This window comes from Pseudomonas putida (genome assembly GCF_050989985.1).
Classification (GTDB): Bacteria; Pseudomonadota; Gammaproteobacteria; order Pseudomonadales; family Pseudomonadaceae; genus Aquipseudomonas; species Aquipseudomonas putida_AI.
In genome coordinates this window covers 386,011-402,771 of record NZ_CP158815.1, presented here as the reverse complement: position 1 = coordinate 402,771, position 16,761 = coordinate 386,011, and the positions used below count along the sequence as shown (strand labels likewise).

Sequence of the window (16,761 nt, the reverse complement as noted above, 5' to 3'; positions counted from 1 at the left end):
ATCGCGAGCAAGCTCGCTCCCACAGGTCCCGGGTTGGATTGCAGATTTGTGATCCAACCTCGATAACTGTGGGAGCGGGCTTGCCCGCGATGAGGCCCTCACAAACGACACACCTCTACCGCTTCAAGCTTGATCCTCCCCCCTCGCAGGCCTACTCTAGCGCCACGCAATCGTTTCACCCCCTCCCTCGCAGCACCGATGCTCCACACCAAGGAGGTCCCCCGAATGTTCGATTTCCACCCCCAGCTCAAGCAGCGCTTCGCTGCGTTGCGCACGGGCGCTGAATTCTTTTCCCTGCGTTATGTACGCGAGTCCGGCCAATACCTGTCGGTACGCAAGAACGTCGCCGAACCGCCGAGCCTGCGCCGTGACGAAGGCGCGATGTTGACCGTACGGGTCAACGGCGTCGAAACCTACGCCGCGACCAATGACCTGTCGCAACAAGGCCTGCAGGCCGCCCTCGAACGCGCCGAACACCAGGCGCGCCGGCTCAAGCCCCACGCCTTGCTGGACCTGCGCGACCAAGCGGTCTCCGGCGACCGGGCGGATTATTTTTCGCCGAACCTCGACCAGCCGTTCCCGTCCCTGAGCGAGTGCTATGAACTGCTCGGCGCCGAATCCGCCGCCGTGCCCAAGGACGAGCGCCTGGTGAACTGGCAGGTGAGCATCGGTATCACCCACGTCGAGCAGATCTACCTCAACAGCGCCGGCGCCGAGCTGCGCCAGGCCCAGCGTTTCGTCTACCCGGGCCTGGACGTCACCGCTTACGACGGCAACGACAGCCAGACCCGCAGCCTGGGCCGCGAGAACTTCGGCCAGCAGGGCGGCGCCGATGTCATCAGCCGTTGCGGCCTGATCGGCGCTGGCCCGAAAGTCGCCGACCAGGCGCTGCAATTGCTGCTCGCGCCGAACACCCCGCAAGGGCCGCGCGACCTGCTGCTGATGCCCGACCAGATGATGCTGCAGATCCACGAATCCATCGGCCACCCGCTGGAACTGGACCGCATCCTGGGCGACGAGCGCAATTACGCCGGCACCAGCTTCGTCAAGGCCGAAGACTTCGGGCACCTGCAATACGGCTCGCCGCTGCTCAACGTGACCTTCGACCCGGACATTCCCGAGCAGCTCGCCAGCTACGGCCATGACGACGACGGCACCGCCGCGAGCAAGCAATTCCTGATCCGTGAAGGCCTGTTGCTGCGCCCGCTGGGCGGTGCGCTGTCGCAATTTCGCGCGGGCCTTTCCGGCGTCGCCAACAGCCGCGCCTGCGGCTGGAACCGTCCGCCGATCGATCGCATGGCCAACCTCAACATCGAGCCGGGCGATCAACCGCTGGAACGACTGATCGGCAACATCGAACACGGCATCCTGATGAGCACCAACCGCTCGTGGTCCATCGACGATGCCCGCAACAAGTTCCAGTTCGGCTGCGAATGGGGCCAGTTGATCGAGAACGGCGAACTCAAGGGCGTGGTGAAGAACCCGAATTATCGGGGGGTTTCCGCGCAGTTCTGGAAAAGCCTGAGCGCCGTCGGCGATGCCAGCACCTTCAAGGTCCTGGGCACACCGAACTGCGGCAAGGGCGAACCGAACCAGGTGATCCGCGTCGGCCATGCGTCGCCGGCCTGCGTGTTCAGCAACGTTGATGTGTTTGGAGGAGACGCCTGATGAGTACTCATGCGAGCACCTCGAAAAACCAGGGCGAGGCATTCAAGGCATTGGTCAATGGCCTGCGCCAGGCCCTGCGCGAACCGGAACAGTTCACCCTTGCTTATGCCGCCGAATCGTCGGCCTTCGTGCGTTTCAACCACGCCAGGGTGCGACAGGCCGGGCAGGTGCAGCAGGCGAGCATCGTTCTGAAACTGATCAATGAGGGTCGTCACGCCGACCTCGACATCACCCTGTCCGGCGATCCGCAGGTGGATCAACAGCGCCTGGCCGAAGGCCTGCAACAACTGCGCGATACCCTGCCGCTGCTGCCGCAGGACCCGTACCTGCTGCTCAATTACAACGGCTGGCAAAGCAGCAATGTGCAGGAGCATCCGCTGCCGGACACCGAGCAGGTGGTTGGCGAAATCACCCGTGCCGCCGAAGGCCTGGACCTGGTCGGTTTCTACGCCGCCGGTCCCATCAGCCGTGGTTTTGCCAGTTCCTCCGGGGCGTTCGGCTGGCATCAGGCCAACAGTTTCAACTTCGACTTCAGCCTGTTCCACGAAAATGGCCAGGCGGTGAAAGCCAGCTATGCCGGGCATGACTGGAACAGCGAGGCATTCGCCAGGCGCTTCCAGCAGGCTCGCCAGGAGCTTGAATTCCTCGGGCGACCGCTGCGCACCCTGGCGCCGGGTCAGTACCGCGCGTACCTGGCGCCAGCGGCGCTGGAAGAAATCATGGGCATGCTGTGCTGGGGTGGTTTTTCGGCGCAGTCGATTGCCAGCAAAAGCAGCCCGTTGCAGAAGCTGTATGGCGGCGATCAATGTTTCAGCCCGCTGGTGTCGCTGGATGAGAAAGTCAGTGGTTCTTTGAGCCCGGCGTTCTCCGATGAAGGCTACCCGCGCAGCGATCTCAAGCTGATCGTCGAGGGCAAGGCCGGGGCACAACTGGTCGGCTCGCGCAGCGCTGCCGAATACGGCCTGACCGCCAACGGCGCCAGCGCCGGCGAATGGCCCAGCGCCCTGAACATGCAGGCGGGAACCCTAGCCGAGGCCGACATCCTCAAGCAGCTGGGCACGGGCCTGTACATCAGCAACCTGTGGTACCTGAACTTCTCGGATCAACCGGCGGCACGCCTTACCGGCATGACCCGGTTCGCGACCTTCTGGGTCGAGAACGGCGAAATCCAGGCGCCGGTCAGCACCATGCGCTTCGACGACAGTGCCTTCAGCCTGCTCGGTTCGCAGCTCGAGGCGTTGACGCAAGAGCGGGAGATGTTGCTGTCGGCGAGTACCTACAGCCAGCGCGCGACGGCTTCGGCGCTGTTGCCGGGGGCGCTGGTCAGCCGGTTGACCTTGACCCTTTAAAAGCATCGCGAGCAGGCTCGCTCCCACATGGACGGTGAAAATCCTGTGGGAGCGAGCCTGCTCGCGATAGAGCCACCACGGACGCCCTGATTCACACTGACAAGAGGTCCCATGCCCAACCGCCCGCCTCTCGACGCTGTCACCGCCCGCTGGGTGCCGTGGGTCGTCGCCATTGCTTTCTTCATGCAGTCCCTCGACGGGACTATCCTCAACACCGCCCTGCCGGCCATGGCCGCGGACCTGGCTGAAGACCCGTTGCGCATGCAGGGCGTGATCATCGCCTACATGCTCACCGTCGCCTTGTTGATCCCGGCCTCCGGCTGGATCGCCGATCGCTTCGGCACCAAAAAAATCTTCTTCAGCGCGATTCTGCTGTTCAGCATCGGCTCATTGCTCTGTGCGATGTCGAGCAGCTTGACCCAACTGATTGGCGCTCGAATCATTCAGGGCCTGGGGGGCGCGCTGATGTTGCCGGTCGGGCGGCTGGTGGTGCTGCGTGCCTACCCGCGCTCGGAGCTGGTGCGGATCATGGGTTTCATCACCATCCCCGGCCTTCTCGGCCCGTTGATTGGCCCGACCATGGGCGGCTGGATGGTGCAGTACCTGACCTGGCACTGGATCTTCCTGATCAACCTGCCGGTGGGCGTGGTCGGTTGCTATGCGGTGTGGAAATTCATCCCGGACCTGCGCGGCACCGAGCGCACCCGATTCGATAGCCTCGGTTTCGTGCTGTTCGGCGCGGCGATGATCCTGATCACCATCGCCATGGAAGGCCTGGGCGAACTGCACCTGCCGCACCTGCGGGTGATGCTGTTGCTGTTCGGCGGCATGGCCTGTCTGGCGGCTTACTGGCTGCGCGCCGGCCACATCGACAACCCGTTGTTTGCGCCGTCACTGTTCAAGACCCGGACCTTCGCCGTGGGCATTCTCGGCAACCTGTTCGCCCGGCTCGGCAGCGGTGCCCTGCCCTTCCTCGTGCCGTTGCTGCTGCAAGTGGCGCTGGGCTATTCGCCGTCCCAGGCGGGGATGAGCATGCTGCCGCTGGCCGCTGCGGCGATGATCGCCAAGTGGGTGGCTCGACCGCTGATCGAACGCCTGGGCTACCGCATCGTGCTGACCGGCAACACCCTGGCGCTGGGGATCATGCTGGCGAGCATGGGCCTGGTCAGCGAGCAGACGCCGTACTGGCTGCTGCTGTGTTTGCTGGCGATCCTCGGGGCGATCAACTCCCTGCAGTTCACCGCGATGAACACCGTGACCCTGATCGACCTCGACGACGCCAGCGCCAGCAGCGGCAACAGCTTGCTGTCGGTGGTGGCGCAATTGTCGTTGAGCCTGGGCGTTGCATGCGCGGGTGCGCTGCTTGGCGGCTTCACGGCGGAGATTGGAAATGATGGCGTGGACACGGTTTTAGGCGCGTTCCAGCTGACGTTCGTGACCGTTGGCATCATGGCGATGCTCGCTGCGACGATCTTTTCCCAGCTTTCAAAGGAAGACGGACGGCGCGTCAGAAGTCCGGAACAACACATCGAACATTGATCAGAGCACCTGTGGCGAGGGAGCTTGCTCCCTCGCCACAGGTTTTGCGTTCGTCCAGAACTTTCGAGGTTAATGGCCAGAGGCTGGTACACTGCGCGACATTTTGTTTTGCAGGCCAGTCCCGTGACCACCATCGCCACCGAATTTAATACTCTGCCGCTGTCCGCCGCCATGCTGGCTAACCTCGATTCCCTCGGTTATACCCAGATGACGCCGATCCAGGCGCAGAGCTTGCCGGTGATCCTCAAGGGGATGGACCTGATCGCCCAGGCCAAGACCGGCAGCGGCAAGACCGCGGCGTTCGGCATCGGCCTGCTGAACCCGATCAACCCGCGCTACTTCGGCTGCCAGGCACTGATCCTGTGCCCGACCCGCGAGCTGGCCGACCAGGTGGCCAAGGAAATCCGCCGCCTGGCCCGTGCCGAAGACAACATCAAGGTCCTGACCCTGTGCGGCGGCGTGTCCCTGGGCCCGCAGATCGCTTCGCTGGAGCACGGCGCGCACATCATCGTCGGCACGCCGGGCCGTATCCAGCAGCACCTGCGCAAGGGTTCGCTGGTACTCCATGGCCTGAACACCCTGATCCTCGACGAAGCCGACCGCATGCTCGACATGGGTTTCTACGATTCCATCGAAGAAATCATCATGCAGGCCCCGGAGCGTCGCCAGACCCTGCTGTTCTCCGCCACTTACCCGGTGGGCATCAAGCAACTGGCGTCGAAGTTCATGCGCAACCCGCAGCAAGTGAAGGCCGAGGCGTTCCACGACGACACGCAGATCGAGCAGCGCTTCTACGAAATCTCCCCGGAAGACCGCATGAGTGCCGTGACCAAGGTCCTCGGCCACTTCCGCCCGGCGTCCTGCGTGGCGTTCTGCTTCACCAAGCAGCAGGTTCAGGAAACCGTTGATCACCTGACCGCCAAGGGTATTTCTGCGGTCGGCCTGCACGGCGATCTGGAACAGCGTGATCGCGACCAGGTGCTGGCGATGTTCGCCAACCGCAGCACCTCCGTGCTGGTGGCCACCGACGTTGCCGCGCGTGGCCTGGACATCGATTCCCTGGACATGGTGATCAACGTCGAACTGGCCCGGGATTCGGAAATTCACATCCACCGCGTTGGCCGTACCGGCCGCGCCGGTGAAAAAGGCCTGGCAATCAGCCTGGTTGCACCGTCCGAAGCGCAGCGCGCACAGGCCATCGAAGAGTTGCAAAAGACTCCGCTGACCTGGGATCAGGTGGACAACCTCAAGTCCCAGGGCGGTGGCCCGCTGCTGCCACAGATGAGCACCCTGTGCATCGCCGCGGGCCGCAAGGACAAGGTACGTCCGGGGGACATCCTCGGCGCACTGACCGGCGATGCCGGGATTCCCGGCACCCAGGTCGGCAAGATCGCGATCTTCGACTTCCAGGCCTACGTGGCCGTGGAACGCGGCATCGCCAAACAGGCCTTGCAGCGCCTGAACGACGGCAAGATCAAGGGCCGGTCGTTGCGCGTGCGTATTTTGTAAGCGATCTTCCAACCGACGAAGATCCCCTGTGGGAGCGAGCCTGCTCGCGATGGCGGCCTGTCAGACAACAACTATGTTGAATGTGCCGGCCTCATCGCGAGCAGGCTCGCTCCCACAGTTTGTTTTGTGGTGAACACTGAGAGGACACCGTTTTGCGCTCTACCGAAGTCGTGATCATTGGCGCTGGCGCCGCTGGGTTGATGTGTGCACTGACCGCCGCTGGCCGTGGGCGCAAGGTGCTGTTGCTCGATCATGCCAACAAGGCCGGCAAGAAAATCCTGATGTCGGGCGGTGGGCGCTGCAATTTCACCAACATGTACACAGAGCCAGGCAATTTCCTCTCGCAGAACGCGCACTTCTGCAAATCCGCCCTGGCGCGCTACACCCAGTGGGACTTCATCGGCCTGGTGGCCAAGCACGGCGTGCCCTACCACGAGAAAAAACTCGGCCAGTTGTTCTGCGATAACAAGTCCAGCGACATCCTCGAAATGCTCTTGAACGAGTGCGATCAGGCCGGCGTCAGCCTGCATCTGGACACCTCGATCCAGACCATCGAGAAGCTCGAAAAAGGCTACTTGCTGGACACCACCCTCGGTCAGGTCACGTGCGAATCCCTGGTGATCGCCACCGGCGGCCTGTCGATCCCGACCCTGGGCGCCACCGGTTTCGGCTATCAAGTGGCCAAGCAATTCGGCCACGAACTGCTGCCGACCCGTGCCGGCCTGGTGCCATTCACCATCACCGATCAGCTCAAGGCGCTGTGCACCGAGCTGTCCGGTACCTCGGTGGATTGCCTGGTGAGCTGCAACGACCAGAGTTTCCGCGAGAACATCCTGTTCACCCACCGCGGCCTCAGTGGCCCGGCGATCTTGCAGATTTCCTCGTTCTGGGAATCCGGTGACACCGTTGAAATCAACCTGATGCCGGACCACGACGTGCCGACCTGGCTGCAGCAGCAACAGGCCGAACGCCCCAACAGCGAGCTGAAAACCCTGCTTGGCGAAATCTTCACCAAGAAGATGGCCAACCTGCTGGCGGACAACTGGTTCGTGTCCAAGCCGATGAAGCAGTACACCCACGCGGAAATCGCCGATATCGCCGAAAAACTGGCGAGCTGGAAAGTCGTGCCCGCCGGTACCGAAGGCTACCGCACTGCCGAAGTGACCCTGGGTGGCGTGAACACCAACGAAGTCTCGTCCAAGACCATGGAATCGCTGAAAAGCCCCGGCCTGTACTTCATCGGCGAAGTGCTGGACGTGACCGGGCACCTGGGCGGCTTCAACTTCCAGTGGGCCTGGGCTTCGGGCTATGCGGCCGCGCAGTACGTCTGACACCCCGCTGTACCTGTAGGAGCGAGCCTGCTCGCGATGAGGCCATAACATTCAACAGAGATGTTGACTGACAGGCCGCCATCGCGAGCAGGCTCGCTCCCACATGAAATGTGCATTGATCGATAAAGGAACAGATTTTGCTGCCCGATGTGATCGCCGCCATTGCGTCGGCGTCATTACTGGCTCAATTTAGCGGCATCGCCTCGGAAGGCCTTCGCACTTCATGTCATCGACCTCGTTCCGTCAGTCTCTGCGTCGCCTTTGGGCGCTGGATAAATTCAGCTACAGCGTGCGGGTGTTCATCGCCCTGACCGGCACCATGGCGCTGTGTTGGTATCAGGATGAAATGGGGCTGCTGATCCCGTTGTTCCTGGGGATTATCGCCAGCGCCCTGGCCGAGACCGACGACAGCTGGCAAGGCCGTCTCAATGCGTTGGCCGTGACCCTGGTGTGTTTCGCCGTCGCCTCGTTGTCGGTGGAACTGCTGTTCCCCTACCCGATCATCTTCATTTTCGCTTTCGCCCTCGCCAGCTTTGGCCTGACGATGCTCGGCGCCTTGGGCGAACGCTATGGCGCGATTGCCTCGGCGACGCTGATCCTGTCGGTGTACACCATGATCGGCGTGGACCAGCGCGGTGGCGCGGTCATCGACGTCTGGCACGAGCCGCTGCTGCTGGTGGCCGGCGCGGCCTGGTACGGAGCGCTCTCGGTGCTGTGGCAGGCCCTGTTTTCCAATCAGCCGGTGCAGCAAAGCCTGGCGCGATTGTTTCGCGAGCTGGGTTTTTACCTGAAGTTGAAATCGTCGTTATTCGAACCGATCCGGCAGATGGACGTAGAAGCGCGGCGACTGGAACTGGCCCAACAGAACGGTCGTGTGGTGGCCGCGCTGAACGCCGCCAAGGAAATCATCCTGCACCGGGTCGGCAACAGTCGTCCGGGCTCGAAACTGAGCCGCTACCTGAAACTGTATTTCCTCGCCCAGGACATCCACGAACGCGCCAGCTCTTCGCACTACCCTTACAACGCCCTGGCCGAGGCGTTTTTCCACAGCGATGTGCTGTTCCGCTGCCAGCGCCTGTTGCGCCAGCAAGGCAAGGCTTGCCGGGCGCTGGCCGAATCGATCCAGATGCGCCAGCCCTTCGTCTATGACGCCAGCTTCGCCGAAGCCCTGGGCGACCTGCATGCCTCCCTCGAACACCTGCGCATCCAGAGCAACCCGGCCTGGCGCGGCTTGCTGCGTTCGTTGCGGGCGTTGTCGGCGAACCTTTCCACCCTCGACCGACTGCTCAGTGATGCGAGCAACCCCGATGCCCTGGCCGACGCCACCGACAGCAGCCTGCTCGACCGTTCGCCACGCAACCTCAGGGACGTCTGGGTGCGCTTGCGCACGCAGCTGACGCCGACTTCGTTGCTGTTCCGCCATGCCCTGCGATTGCCCCTGGCCTTGAGCATCGGCTACGCCATGGTGCATTTGATCCACCCGTCCCAGGGTTACTGGATCATCCTCACGACGCTGTTTGTCTGCCAGCCGAACTACGGGGCCACCCGGCGCAAACTCGGCCAGCGGATCATCGGCACCGCCATCGGCCTGACCCTGGCCTGGGCGCTGTTCGACCTATTCCCCAACCCGTTGATCCAGTCGTGTTTCGCGATTGCCGCCGGGGTGGTGTTCTTCACCAACCGCACCACTCGCTACACCCTGGCGACTGCGGCGATCACCCTGATGGTGCTGTTCTGCTTCAACCAGGTCGGCGACGGTTACGGGCTGTTCCTGCCACGGTTGCTCGATACCTTGCTCGGCAGCCTGATCGCAGGGCTGATGGTATTGCTGTTCCTGCCGGACTGGCAGGGCCGAAGCCTGAACAAGGTGCTGTCCAACACCCTGACCTGCAATAGCATCTACCTGCGCCAGATCATGCGGCAGTACGCCGCGGGCAAGAGCGACGACCTGGCGTATCGCCTGGCCCGCCGCAACGCACACAACGCCGATGCGGCACTGTCGACCACCCTGGCCAACATGCTCATGGAACCGGGGCATTTTCGTAAGGAGGCAGATGTCGGTTTCCGCTTCCTGGTGCTCTCGCACACCCTGCTCAGCTATTTGTCAGGCCTGGGCGCACACCGGGAAACCCAGCTGCCTGCGGACGTGCGCGAGCAATTGATCGAAGGCGCCGGGGCGAGGCTGGCGGCCAGCATCGACGAAATCGCCCAGGGGCTGGCCAGTAAATCCGCCATTGCGATCCAGAGCGACGAGGAAGAAGCGCTGGCCAATGAGCTCGAGCAGATGCCCGATGAGATCGATGAAGGCCAGCGGCTGGTGCAGACGCAACTGGCGCTGATCTGCCGGCAACTGGGGCCGTTGCGGACGCTGGCGGCGCATTTGATCAAGGATACGAGTCAGGATTGAGATTTTCGGTGACGGCGCTGACGTCATCGCGAGCAGGCTCGCTCCCACAGGGAACGCATTCCAATGTAGGAGCGAGCCTGCTCGCGATAGCGTCAGATCAGACACTGCATCACCAGGCACTTGCTGCTTGCAGCTGCTCCTCTACATCCCATGCTGCCTGAGCAGCCGCGCATAACTCCCATCCGCCTTCATCCTGGCGATCTCCCGGTCGAAACCGGCGACGATCTGTTCATGCTTGGGATTCTTCAGGCTGACCAGGATATGCAGGCTGTTCTCGCTCAGCGGCTTGGGCAGGAACTCCACGGCATTGCGCACCTTGGCGGATTCGCGGGCCAGGTAATAACGGGCGACGTATTCGTCTTCCAGCGTCAGCTTGACCCTTTCGGCGGCGACCATGCGCACGGCCAGCGCGAAGTTGTGCACAGGCACTTTCTGCAGTGACTCATCGGCATCGAACGCCGGCGAATAGGCATAACCGCGCACGATCGCCACCGGGTAGGTGTGCAGTTGCTGCAGGTTGTTGTATTCGATCGGCGCATCTTTGCGCTTGATGAACCGGATGCGGTTGACCAGGTATTCGCTGGAAAACTGCCCGAGCCGGGTGCGATCGTCGGTGTACCAGGCGTTGACCAGCACGTCATAACGACCTTCCCCCAGGCCCAGCATGGCCCGGGCCCAGGGCACCTGTTCAAAATCACTGGCATAGCCGGCTCGCGCCAGCGCGGTACTGACGATGTCCGTGGCCAACCCGCCATTGACCAGCGTGGCGTCAGTAAAAGGCGGCCAGGCATCCGCCACCAGGCGCAATTTTTCCGCCGCTGCCACTTGTACCAGCAACATCAATCCGATCAGAGCAACGATTCGATGCAATCGCGGCATGCTCGAAAATCCTTAGCGGGCGGGCTGCCCGACGTGATTTCAGCTAAAACTCCAAGCCCCTTACCGGCACGCCCAGGCACAAAACATTGGTTCATTGAAGCCACTGCACATCGCTGGAATCCAGATTACACAAAGAAGCTGGTGTCGCGCGAAATGAATGATGGCATTTTGGTCTTTGTCACAGATTTCTCCGCCATAAAGACATCCATCGTTCGGGCGCTTAGTATCTCGGGGACGTTTTCCGGGAATCAGAACATGACAATTGAATGGGTCTGCAAGCACCACAGTGATCTGGGCATACAGCAGCTGTATGAGATTTTGCAGCTGCGTGCCGAGGTGTTTGTCGTTGAGCAGAAATGCTTCTATCAGGATATCGATGGCCAGGATCTGGAAGGTGACACCTGCCACTTGATGGCCTGGGAAGAGGATCGACTGGTGGCCTACCTGCGCCTGCTCGACCCCGAACTACAGGGCGGTGACGTGGTGATCGGACGGGTCGTGACTTCGCCCGCGAGCCGTGGTCAGGGCCTGGGGCATGAAATGATGGAGCAGGCGCTGAAACAGGCGGAGAAGCGCTGGCCGGACATGCCGATCTACCTCTCGGCCCAGGCGCATTTGCAGGGGTACTACGGGCGGTACGGGTTTGTGGTGGCGGGTGAGGAGTATGTCGAGGATGGTATTCCGCATATAGGAATGCGTCGCTCATAAGTCCCTCTTCGCGAGCAAGCCCGCTCCCACAGTTGATCTTCAGCGGCCACAAAATTTGTGTACGACCGAGATCAATTGTGGGAGCGGGCTTGCTCGCGAAGGCGCCGGATCAGACACCACAGAATTTCAGGGGTACTCAAGCACCGCCTTGATCTGCCGCAAATGCCGCTCGATCCATCCGCGATCGATCGCCCCCCAGTCGCGAATCCGATAGCGCCCGGCATGGTTGCGCGCACCTTCTTCCTGCTCGAACTCGCAGACGATATCCAGATCCGCCAGCGCGGCGATGGTGTCCTGGGCCGTGCGCCGGGGCATGCCGGTGACTTCGGTCAATGCCGGGACACTGCTGGCCAGCCCGCTATCGATCAGGTACGCCACATACAGGCGACGATAGAAGCTGCTCTTGGTCTTGCTTACGTCCATTCATGCTCCTTAAAAGATCGCAGCCTTCGCCAGCGCCTACAAATCCCGCCAGGTCAGGTACACCCGCACATCGAACTCAATCTGGTGATAGCCCGGCAGCATGTGCTCGCACAACTTGTAGAACGCCTTGTTGTGATCGGATTCCTTGAAATGCGCCAACTCGTGAACCACGATCATTTTCAGGAATTCGGCGGGCGCTTCCTTGAACAGCGAAGCGATGCGAATTTCCTTCTTGGCCTTGAGCTTGCCGCCCTGCACCCGCGAGATCGTGGTGTGCAGGCCAAGGGCGCGATGGGTCAGATCCAGGCGGTTGTCGAACAGCACCTTGTCGATGGCCGGGGCGTTGCGCAGGTATTCCTGCTTGAGATCCAGGGCATAGGTGTACAGCGCCTTGTCGCTCTGTACGCCATGCTGCTCGGGGTAGCGCTTGCTCAGGTAGTCGCCCAGCCGACCTTCGGCGATCAGCTGGCGCACCTGATCCTGCAACGAAGCAGGATAAGCCTGGAGGTATTTCAACGCGGTCATCGCAAGCAACACACATGACGAAAAGGTCGCCAGTGTAGCGAATTCAACGGCTCAACGCGCTCCAGTCGAAAGGCTGGACAAAGCGATCGGCTTCTTCGGCCATCAGCGGCCGTGCCACCAGAAAACCCTGCACATACTCGCAACCATTGGCTTGCAGCCACTCGTATTGCGCCAGGGTTTCCACGCCTTCGGCGATCACCAGCATGCCGTACTGCCTGCACAACTCGATGACATTGCACACCAGTGCCGCGTCCCGCGAGGACTCCGGCAACCGCGCGATCAGATGACGGTCGAGCTTGAGCGTGTCCAGTTCGAGATCGCGCAAATGTGCCAGCGAGCACGGCCCGGAACCGAAATCATCCAGCGCCACCCTGACCCCCAGGTTGCGCAGCAATCGCAGCTGTTTGCGGGTCTCCTCCGGGTGGCGCATCAAGGCCTCCTCGGTCACCTCGACTTCCAGGTGACGGGGTTGCAGGCCGTGGCGCTCCAGCACTTGGCGCAATTCGGTGACCAGATTGGGCATGGAGAACTGCGTGCTGCTCAAGCTGACACCCAGCACCAGGTCCTCGGCAAACAGGGTTTCCCAGGCCTTGCGCTGCCCGGCACCGCGCTGATAAATCCAGCTGCCCAGGCGGCTGATCAACCGCGCCTCCTCCAGCAAGGGCAGAAACAGCCCCGGCGGCACATCGCCGACACTCGGGTGCTGCCAGCGCAACAAGGCTTCGAAGCCACGAATCCGCCCGTCGGCAATGGCCACCTGCGGCTGATAGACCAGATTGAAATCACGATTCTCGATGGCGGTGCGCACGCTTTCTTCGAGCATCAGCCGGGAGCGGGCGCGGCCGTTCATTTCGTGATCGTAGAAGCGGTATTGCTGCCGACCGGCGCGCTTGGCTTCGTACATGGCGATGTCGGATGCCCGCAACAACCCATCCAGATTGGCCCCGCAATCGGGGTAGGTGGCAATGCCGATGCTCACCCCCAGGGCGATATCCAGGCCGTCGATCTGCTGACAGATTGAGACCCGCTCGATCAGCTTCTCGGCGATTCTCGACGCTTGCTCGGGGAACTCCAGGTCGAGCAGCGCCGTGAACTCATCACCGCCCATGCGCGCCAGAATGTCGAATGGCCGCAGGCAGGCCTTCAATTGCTCGGACACCCAACGCAGTACGCGATCGCCGGCGTCGTGACCGAGGGAATCATTGACCCGCTTGAAGCCGTCGAGGTCCAGGTACATCAACACCCAAGCACTGTCGGTGTGCTCACTGCGCAGCAGCAGGTTTTCCACGGTCTGGTAGAAACCGCGTCGATTGAGCAGGCCGGTCAGCGGGTCGGTGACCGCCTGGAATTCGAGTTGCTGATGCAGGTGACGCACCACCGACATATCCAGCACCGTCACCACCATCGCACGCTGCTCCGCCGGTAGCGGCGCGCAGGACAGGGCTACGGGAACCTGCTGCCCCCGTGCGGTACGCAGCAATGCATCGTGCAGGCGATAGGTCTCGCCGCGCTTGTAACCGTTCAGCAGATCCGATTCCGCCCACACCGGGATGTGCGGCTTTTGCATGAAATCGAGGAACTCCTTGCCCTGCAGCTCCTGCACCGTGGCATTGAGCAGGCGCGACATCGCCGGGTTGGCAAAGCGAATCAGGCCATCCTCGTTCACCACCAGGATGCCTTCGGCAGCATTGTCGAGTACCGAGGCATTGAAGGCGCGAGCGACCTCCAGATCATGACTCAGGCGCTGCAAGGCCCGGCGATTGCGCTGGTGTTCCAGCAACGCCTGCACCTTGGGCTTGAGAATCTGCGGGTCGAACGGCTTGAACAGATAATCCACGGCACCGCTGGCATAGCCTTTGATCACCGCGTCCTGGGACTGCTCGTTGGCGGTCAGGAAAATGATCGGTGTCAGGCGGGTACGCTGGCTGCCGCGCATCAGGCGCGCCACTTCAAAACCATCCATGCCCGGCATCTGCACATCCAGCAGAACCAGGTCGATATCGTGTTCGAGCAACAGACTGAGCGCTTCGAAACCCGAGGCAGCGGTGATGACCTGCCAGTCCTGGCGCTGCAACAACGCGCGCATGCTGATCAGGTTTTCAGGGTAATCGTCGACGATCAGTAACGTTGAGTTGCCGTCAATTGGCGGGGGTTGCGCGCATTCCATGCTGCTTCTCTTTGTTCGGGACGACAGGCCGGTTTCTCGTGAAAACCGGACAGATACTAAGGCTTCACTCTAGACGTGGATCCAAAAAAGCTGAAGCTGTCAGTGCGCCATCATTTACCAAGGTATTAATTTACCGACTAACGGTCATGCCTGAAAGCCAGTAAAACCGTGAGAGATGGCCTTTTAACAGTTGTTTGACGCCATAGTTTTGTCAATGCCAGCATTAACAAAAAAGTCTTCTACGCTTATAAAGGCCGCCCTCAAAGGCGCGTGCTAGAGCTTCTGGTACGCCTGTGCCGCAAAAAATCGTGGAAGCTTCTCCAAATGATCGACCTCGCATCCTGGAACCTCAGCGTCCCAGTCGGCAGCCCGCCGTACACCGTTGAAACCTCCAAGCTGGTCAACGGCTACAAGAATCAATATTTCCATTCCGACACCGGCACCCTGTTTTTCTGGGCTCCGGTAACGGGTTCTCGCACTGAGAACGCCATCTATCCGCGCACCGAACTTCGGGAAACCTACAGTAACGGCACCCTGAAAAACTGGTACTACCCGGACGCCGACAACACCTTGCGGGCCACCCTCACGGTGAATCAGGTTCCCAGCTCGGGCAAGATCGTCATAGGCCAGATTCATGCCTATGAAAGCCAAAAGCCATTAGTGAAGGTCGAGTACCAGTACAAAACCAAGACCGAGACCGGCAACATCGTCGCCAAGGTACGCATGCATCCCGATGACGCTGAAGGCCGCGTGATCATTATTGCCACCGGCGTGAAACTGGACCGGGAGTTTTCCTATCTCATCCACCTGAGCCCGGGAGGCGCCCTGGGTATCAGCGCCGCAGGCTATCAATGGGACACCAACATCAGTGCGACATGGCGCGACAAACCGCTGTATTTCAAGGCCGGGGTGTATGTGCAGGACAACACCGGGTACACCAGCGAGGGCGGGAAGGTGACGTTCAGCAAGCTGGATATTGATCACAATAAATAGCTGTAAAACCTGTAGGAGTGAGCCTGCTCGCGATAGCGTTCTGTCATTCAACACCTTTGTCGACTGACATGGCCTGATCGCGAGCAGGCTCGCTCCTACAGTGAATGCGGTGACTACGAATCCATCGCCCATAAAAAAACCCGCATTTCTGCGGGTTTTTTGTGTAGCCAGAACGCTGAAGGCTTAGTTGACCTTGGCGTTCAACTCACCTTTCAAGTAACGCTGGTACATGCCTTCCAGGGAGATCGGCTTGATTTTCGAGGCGTTGCCGGCGGTGCCGAATGCTTCGTAACGTGCGATGCACACGTCGCGCATGGCGGTCACGGTGGCGCCGAAGAATTTACGCGGGTCGAACTCGCTCGGGTTGGTGGCCATCAGGCGACGCATGGCGCCGGTGGATGCCAGGCGCAGGTCGGTGTCGATGTTGACCTTGCGCACGCCGTGCTTGATGCCTTCGACGATTTCTTCAACCGGTACGCCGTAGGTCTCTTTGATGTCGCCGCCGTACTGGTTGATGATTGCCAGCCACTCTTGCGGAACCGAAGACGAACCGTGCATCACCAGGTGAGTGTTCGGAATGCGCTTGTGGATTTCCTTGATGCGGTCGATCGCCAGCACGTCGCCGGTAGGTGGCTTGGTGAACTTGTAGGCGCCGTGGCTGGTGCCGATGGCGATGGCCAGCGCGTCGACCTGGGTGCGCTTGACGAAGTCAGCCGCTTCCTCAGGGTCGGTCAGCATCTGGCTGTGGTCCAGAACGCCTTCGGCGCCGATGCCGTCTTCTTCACCGGCCATGCCGGTTTCCAGCGAACCCAGGCAGCCCAGCTCGCCTTCTACCGATACGCCACAGGCGTGAGCCATGGCCACGGTTTGCTGGGTAACACGGACGTTGTAGTCGTAGTCGGTCGGGGTCTTGCCGTCTTCGCCCAGGGAGCCGTCCATCATCACCGAGCTGAAGCCCAGTTGAATGGAACGCTGGCAGACGTCAGGGCTGGTGCCGTGGTCCTGGTGCATGCACACCGGGATATGCGGGAATTCTTCGATTGCCGCCAGGATCAGGTGACGCAGGAACGGGGCGCCGGCGTATTTGCGAGCACCGGCCGAGGCCTGGACGATCACCGGGGAGTCAGTCTTGTCAGCGGCTTCCATGATGGCGCGCATCTGCTCAAGGTTGTTGACGTTGAAGGCTGGAACGCCGTAGCCGAACTCGGCTGCGTGGTCCAGCATCTGGCGCATGCTGATAAGTGCCATTGTTAGGGTCTCTCC

13 protein-coding genes are annotated in these 16,761 nt (G+C 61.3%); 8 read left to right on the top strand and 5 right to left on the bottom strand.

Translation table 11 applies throughout. The features are described from left to right. The first annotated feature begins 225 nt into the window (after nt 1-225). The 6 genes from ABTV29_RS01940 to yccS all read left to right on the top strand — a co-directional run bounded on the left by ABTV29_RS01940 (nt 226) and on the right by yccS (nt 9,803). A complete protein-coding gene (locus tag ABTV29_RS01940; RefSeq protein WP_433768622.1) occupies nt 226-1,668 on the top strand; it encodes a TldD/PmbA family protein in 1,443 nt (480 codons plus the stop codon). Continuing rightward, nucleotides 1,668-3,017 carry a TldD/PmbA family protein gene (locus ABTV29_RS01935; RefSeq protein WP_433768621.1) on the top strand — a complete coding sequence of 450 codons (1,350 nt, stop codon included), beginning with the start codon at nt 1,668-1,670 and terminating at the stop codon, nt 3,015-3,017. Before ABTV29_RS01940 ends, ABTV29_RS01935 begins: the two co-directional genes overlap by 1 nt. A 111-nt stretch (nt 3,018-3,128) precedes the next feature. After that, on the top strand, nt 3,129-4,556 hold the full coding sequence (gene mdtD / locus ABTV29_RS01930) for a multidrug transporter subunit MdtD (protein ID WP_433768620.1): 1,428 nt from the start codon (nt 3,129-3,131) through the stop codon (nt 4,554-4,556). A gap of 171 nt (nt 4,557-4,727) precedes the next feature. Beyond that, nucleotides 4,728-6,065, top strand: a complete 1,338-nt coding sequence (dbpA, locus tag ABTV29_RS01925; RefSeq protein WP_433771717.1) for an ATP-dependent RNA helicase DbpA — start codon at nt 4,728-4,730, stop codon at nt 6,063-6,065. A 152-nt stretch (nt 6,066-6,217) separates the two neighbouring features. Further along, nucleotides 6,218-7,396, top strand: a complete 1,179-nt coding sequence (locus ABTV29_RS01920; RefSeq protein ID WP_433768619.1) for an NAD(P)/FAD-dependent oxidoreductase — start codon at nt 6,218-6,220, stop codon at nt 7,394-7,396. A gap of 223 nt (nt 7,397-7,619) precedes the next feature. After that, nucleotides 7,620-9,803, top strand: a complete 2,184-nt coding sequence (gene yccS / locus ABTV29_RS01915) for a YccS family putative transporter (RefSeq protein ID WP_433768618.1) — start codon at nt 7,620-7,622, stop codon at nt 9,801-9,803. A 141-nt stretch (nt 9,804-9,944) separates the two neighbouring features. Here yccS and ABTV29_RS01910 read toward each other — a convergent pair whose 3' ends face one another. Then, nucleotides 9,945-10,682, bottom strand: coding sequence for a substrate-binding periplasmic protein (locus tag ABTV29_RS01910; protein WP_433768617.1), 738 nt, complete (start codon nt 10,680-10,682; stop codon nt 9,945-9,947). Between the two features lie 255 nt (nt 10,683-10,937). Here ABTV29_RS01910 and ABTV29_RS01905 point away from each other — a divergent pair, with 255 nt between their 5' ends. Beyond that, on the top strand, nt 10,938-11,390 hold the full coding sequence (locus tag ABTV29_RS01905) for a GNAT family N-acetyltransferase (RefSeq protein WP_433768616.1): 453 nt from the start codon (nt 10,938-10,940) through the stop codon (nt 11,388-11,390). Nucleotides 11,391-11,516: 126 nt separating this feature from the next. On the opposite strand, the gene ABTV29_RS01900 is transcribed toward ABTV29_RS01905, so the two are convergent. Genes ABTV29_RS01900 through ABTV29_RS01890 form a run of 3 tightly spaced genes read right to left on the bottom strand, consistent with a single transcriptional unit; the run spans nt 11,517 to nt 14,505 of the window. Beyond that, nucleotides 11,517-11,813 (bottom strand): winged helix-turn-helix domain-containing protein, encoded by a 297-nt coding sequence (locus tag ABTV29_RS01900; RefSeq protein WP_433768615.1) that lies wholly within the window; start codon nt 11,811-11,813, stop codon nt 11,517-11,519. Nucleotides 11,814-11,849: 36 nt separating this feature from the next. After that, nucleotides 11,850-12,338, bottom strand: a complete 489-nt coding sequence (locus tag ABTV29_RS01895) for a M48 metallopeptidase family protein (protein WP_433768614.1) — start codon at nt 12,336-12,338, stop codon at nt 11,850-11,852. Nucleotides 12,339-12,381: 43 nt separating this feature from the next. Continuing rightward, nucleotides 12,382-14,505, bottom strand: coding sequence for a putative bifunctional diguanylate cyclase/phosphodiesterase (locus ABTV29_RS01890; protein ID WP_433768612.1), 2,124 nt, complete (start codon nt 14,503-14,505; stop codon nt 12,382-12,384). A 324-nt stretch (nt 14,506-14,829) separates the two neighbouring features. On the opposite strand from ABTV29_RS01890, the gene ABTV29_RS01885 reads away from it, so the two are divergent. Then, nucleotides 14,830-15,498: a polysaccharide lyase family 7 protein gene (locus ABTV29_RS01885; RefSeq protein ID WP_433768610.1), complete on the top strand. Its 669-nt coding sequence runs from the start codon at nt 14,830-14,832 to the stop codon at nt 15,496-15,498. 183 nt (nt 15,499-15,681) lie between these two features. Here ABTV29_RS01885 and fba read toward each other — a convergent pair whose 3' ends face one another. Continuing rightward, nucleotides 15,682-16,746 (bottom strand): class II fructose-bisphosphate aldolase, encoded by a 1,065-nt coding sequence (fba, locus tag ABTV29_RS01880; RefSeq protein ID WP_007975467.1) that lies wholly within the window; start codon nt 16,744-16,746, stop codon nt 15,682-15,684. Between the last annotated feature and the right edge of the window lie 15 nt (nt 16,747-16,761).

Excerpts from the sequence above, each read along its gene's own strand:
- ABTV29_RS01940 (WP_433768622.1), top strand. The coding sequence starts at position 226 with ATGTTCGATTTCCACCCCCAGCTCAAGCAGCGCTTCGCTGCGTTGCGC.
- ABTV29_RS01935 (WP_433768621.1), top strand. The coding sequence starts at position 1,668 with ATGAGTACTCATGCGAGCACCTCGAAAAACCAGGGCGAGGCATTCAAG.
- mdtD (WP_433768620.1), top strand. The coding sequence starts at position 3,129 with ATGCCCAACCGCCCGCCTCTCGACGCTGTCACCGCCCGCTGGGTGCCG.
- dbpA (WP_433771717.1), top strand. The coding sequence starts at position 4,728 with ATGCTGGCTAACCTCGATTCCCTCGGTTATACCCAGATGACGCCGATC.
- yccS (WP_433768618.1), top strand. The coding sequence starts at position 7,620 with ATGTCATCGACCTCGTTCCGTCAGTCTCTGCGTCGCCTTTGGGCGCTG.
- ABTV29_RS01910 (WP_433768617.1), bottom strand. The coding sequence starts at position 10,682 with ATGCCGCGATTGCATCGAATCGTTGCTCTGATCGGATTGATGTTGCTG.
- ABTV29_RS01905 (WP_433768616.1), top strand. The coding sequence starts at position 10,938 with ATGACAATTGAATGGGTCTGCAAGCACCACAGTGATCTGGGCATACAG.
- ABTV29_RS01900 (WP_433768615.1), bottom strand. The coding sequence starts at position 11,813 with ATGGACGTAAGCAAGACCAAGAGCAGCTTCTATCGTCGCCTGTATGTG.
- ABTV29_RS01895 (WP_433768614.1), bottom strand. The coding sequence starts at position 12,338 with ATGACCGCGTTGAAATACCTCCAGGCTTATCCTGCTTCGTTGCAGGAT.
- ABTV29_RS01890 (WP_433768612.1), bottom strand. The coding sequence starts at position 14,505 with ATGGAATGCGCGCAACCCCCGCCAATTGACGGCAACTCAACGTTACTG.
- ABTV29_RS01885 (WP_433768610.1), top strand. The coding sequence starts at position 14,830 with ATGATCGACCTCGCATCCTGGAACCTCAGCGTCCCAGTCGGCAGCCCG.
- fba (WP_007975467.1), bottom strand. The coding sequence starts at position 16,746 with ATGGCACTTATCAGCATGCGCCAGATGCTGGACCACGCAGCCGAGTTC.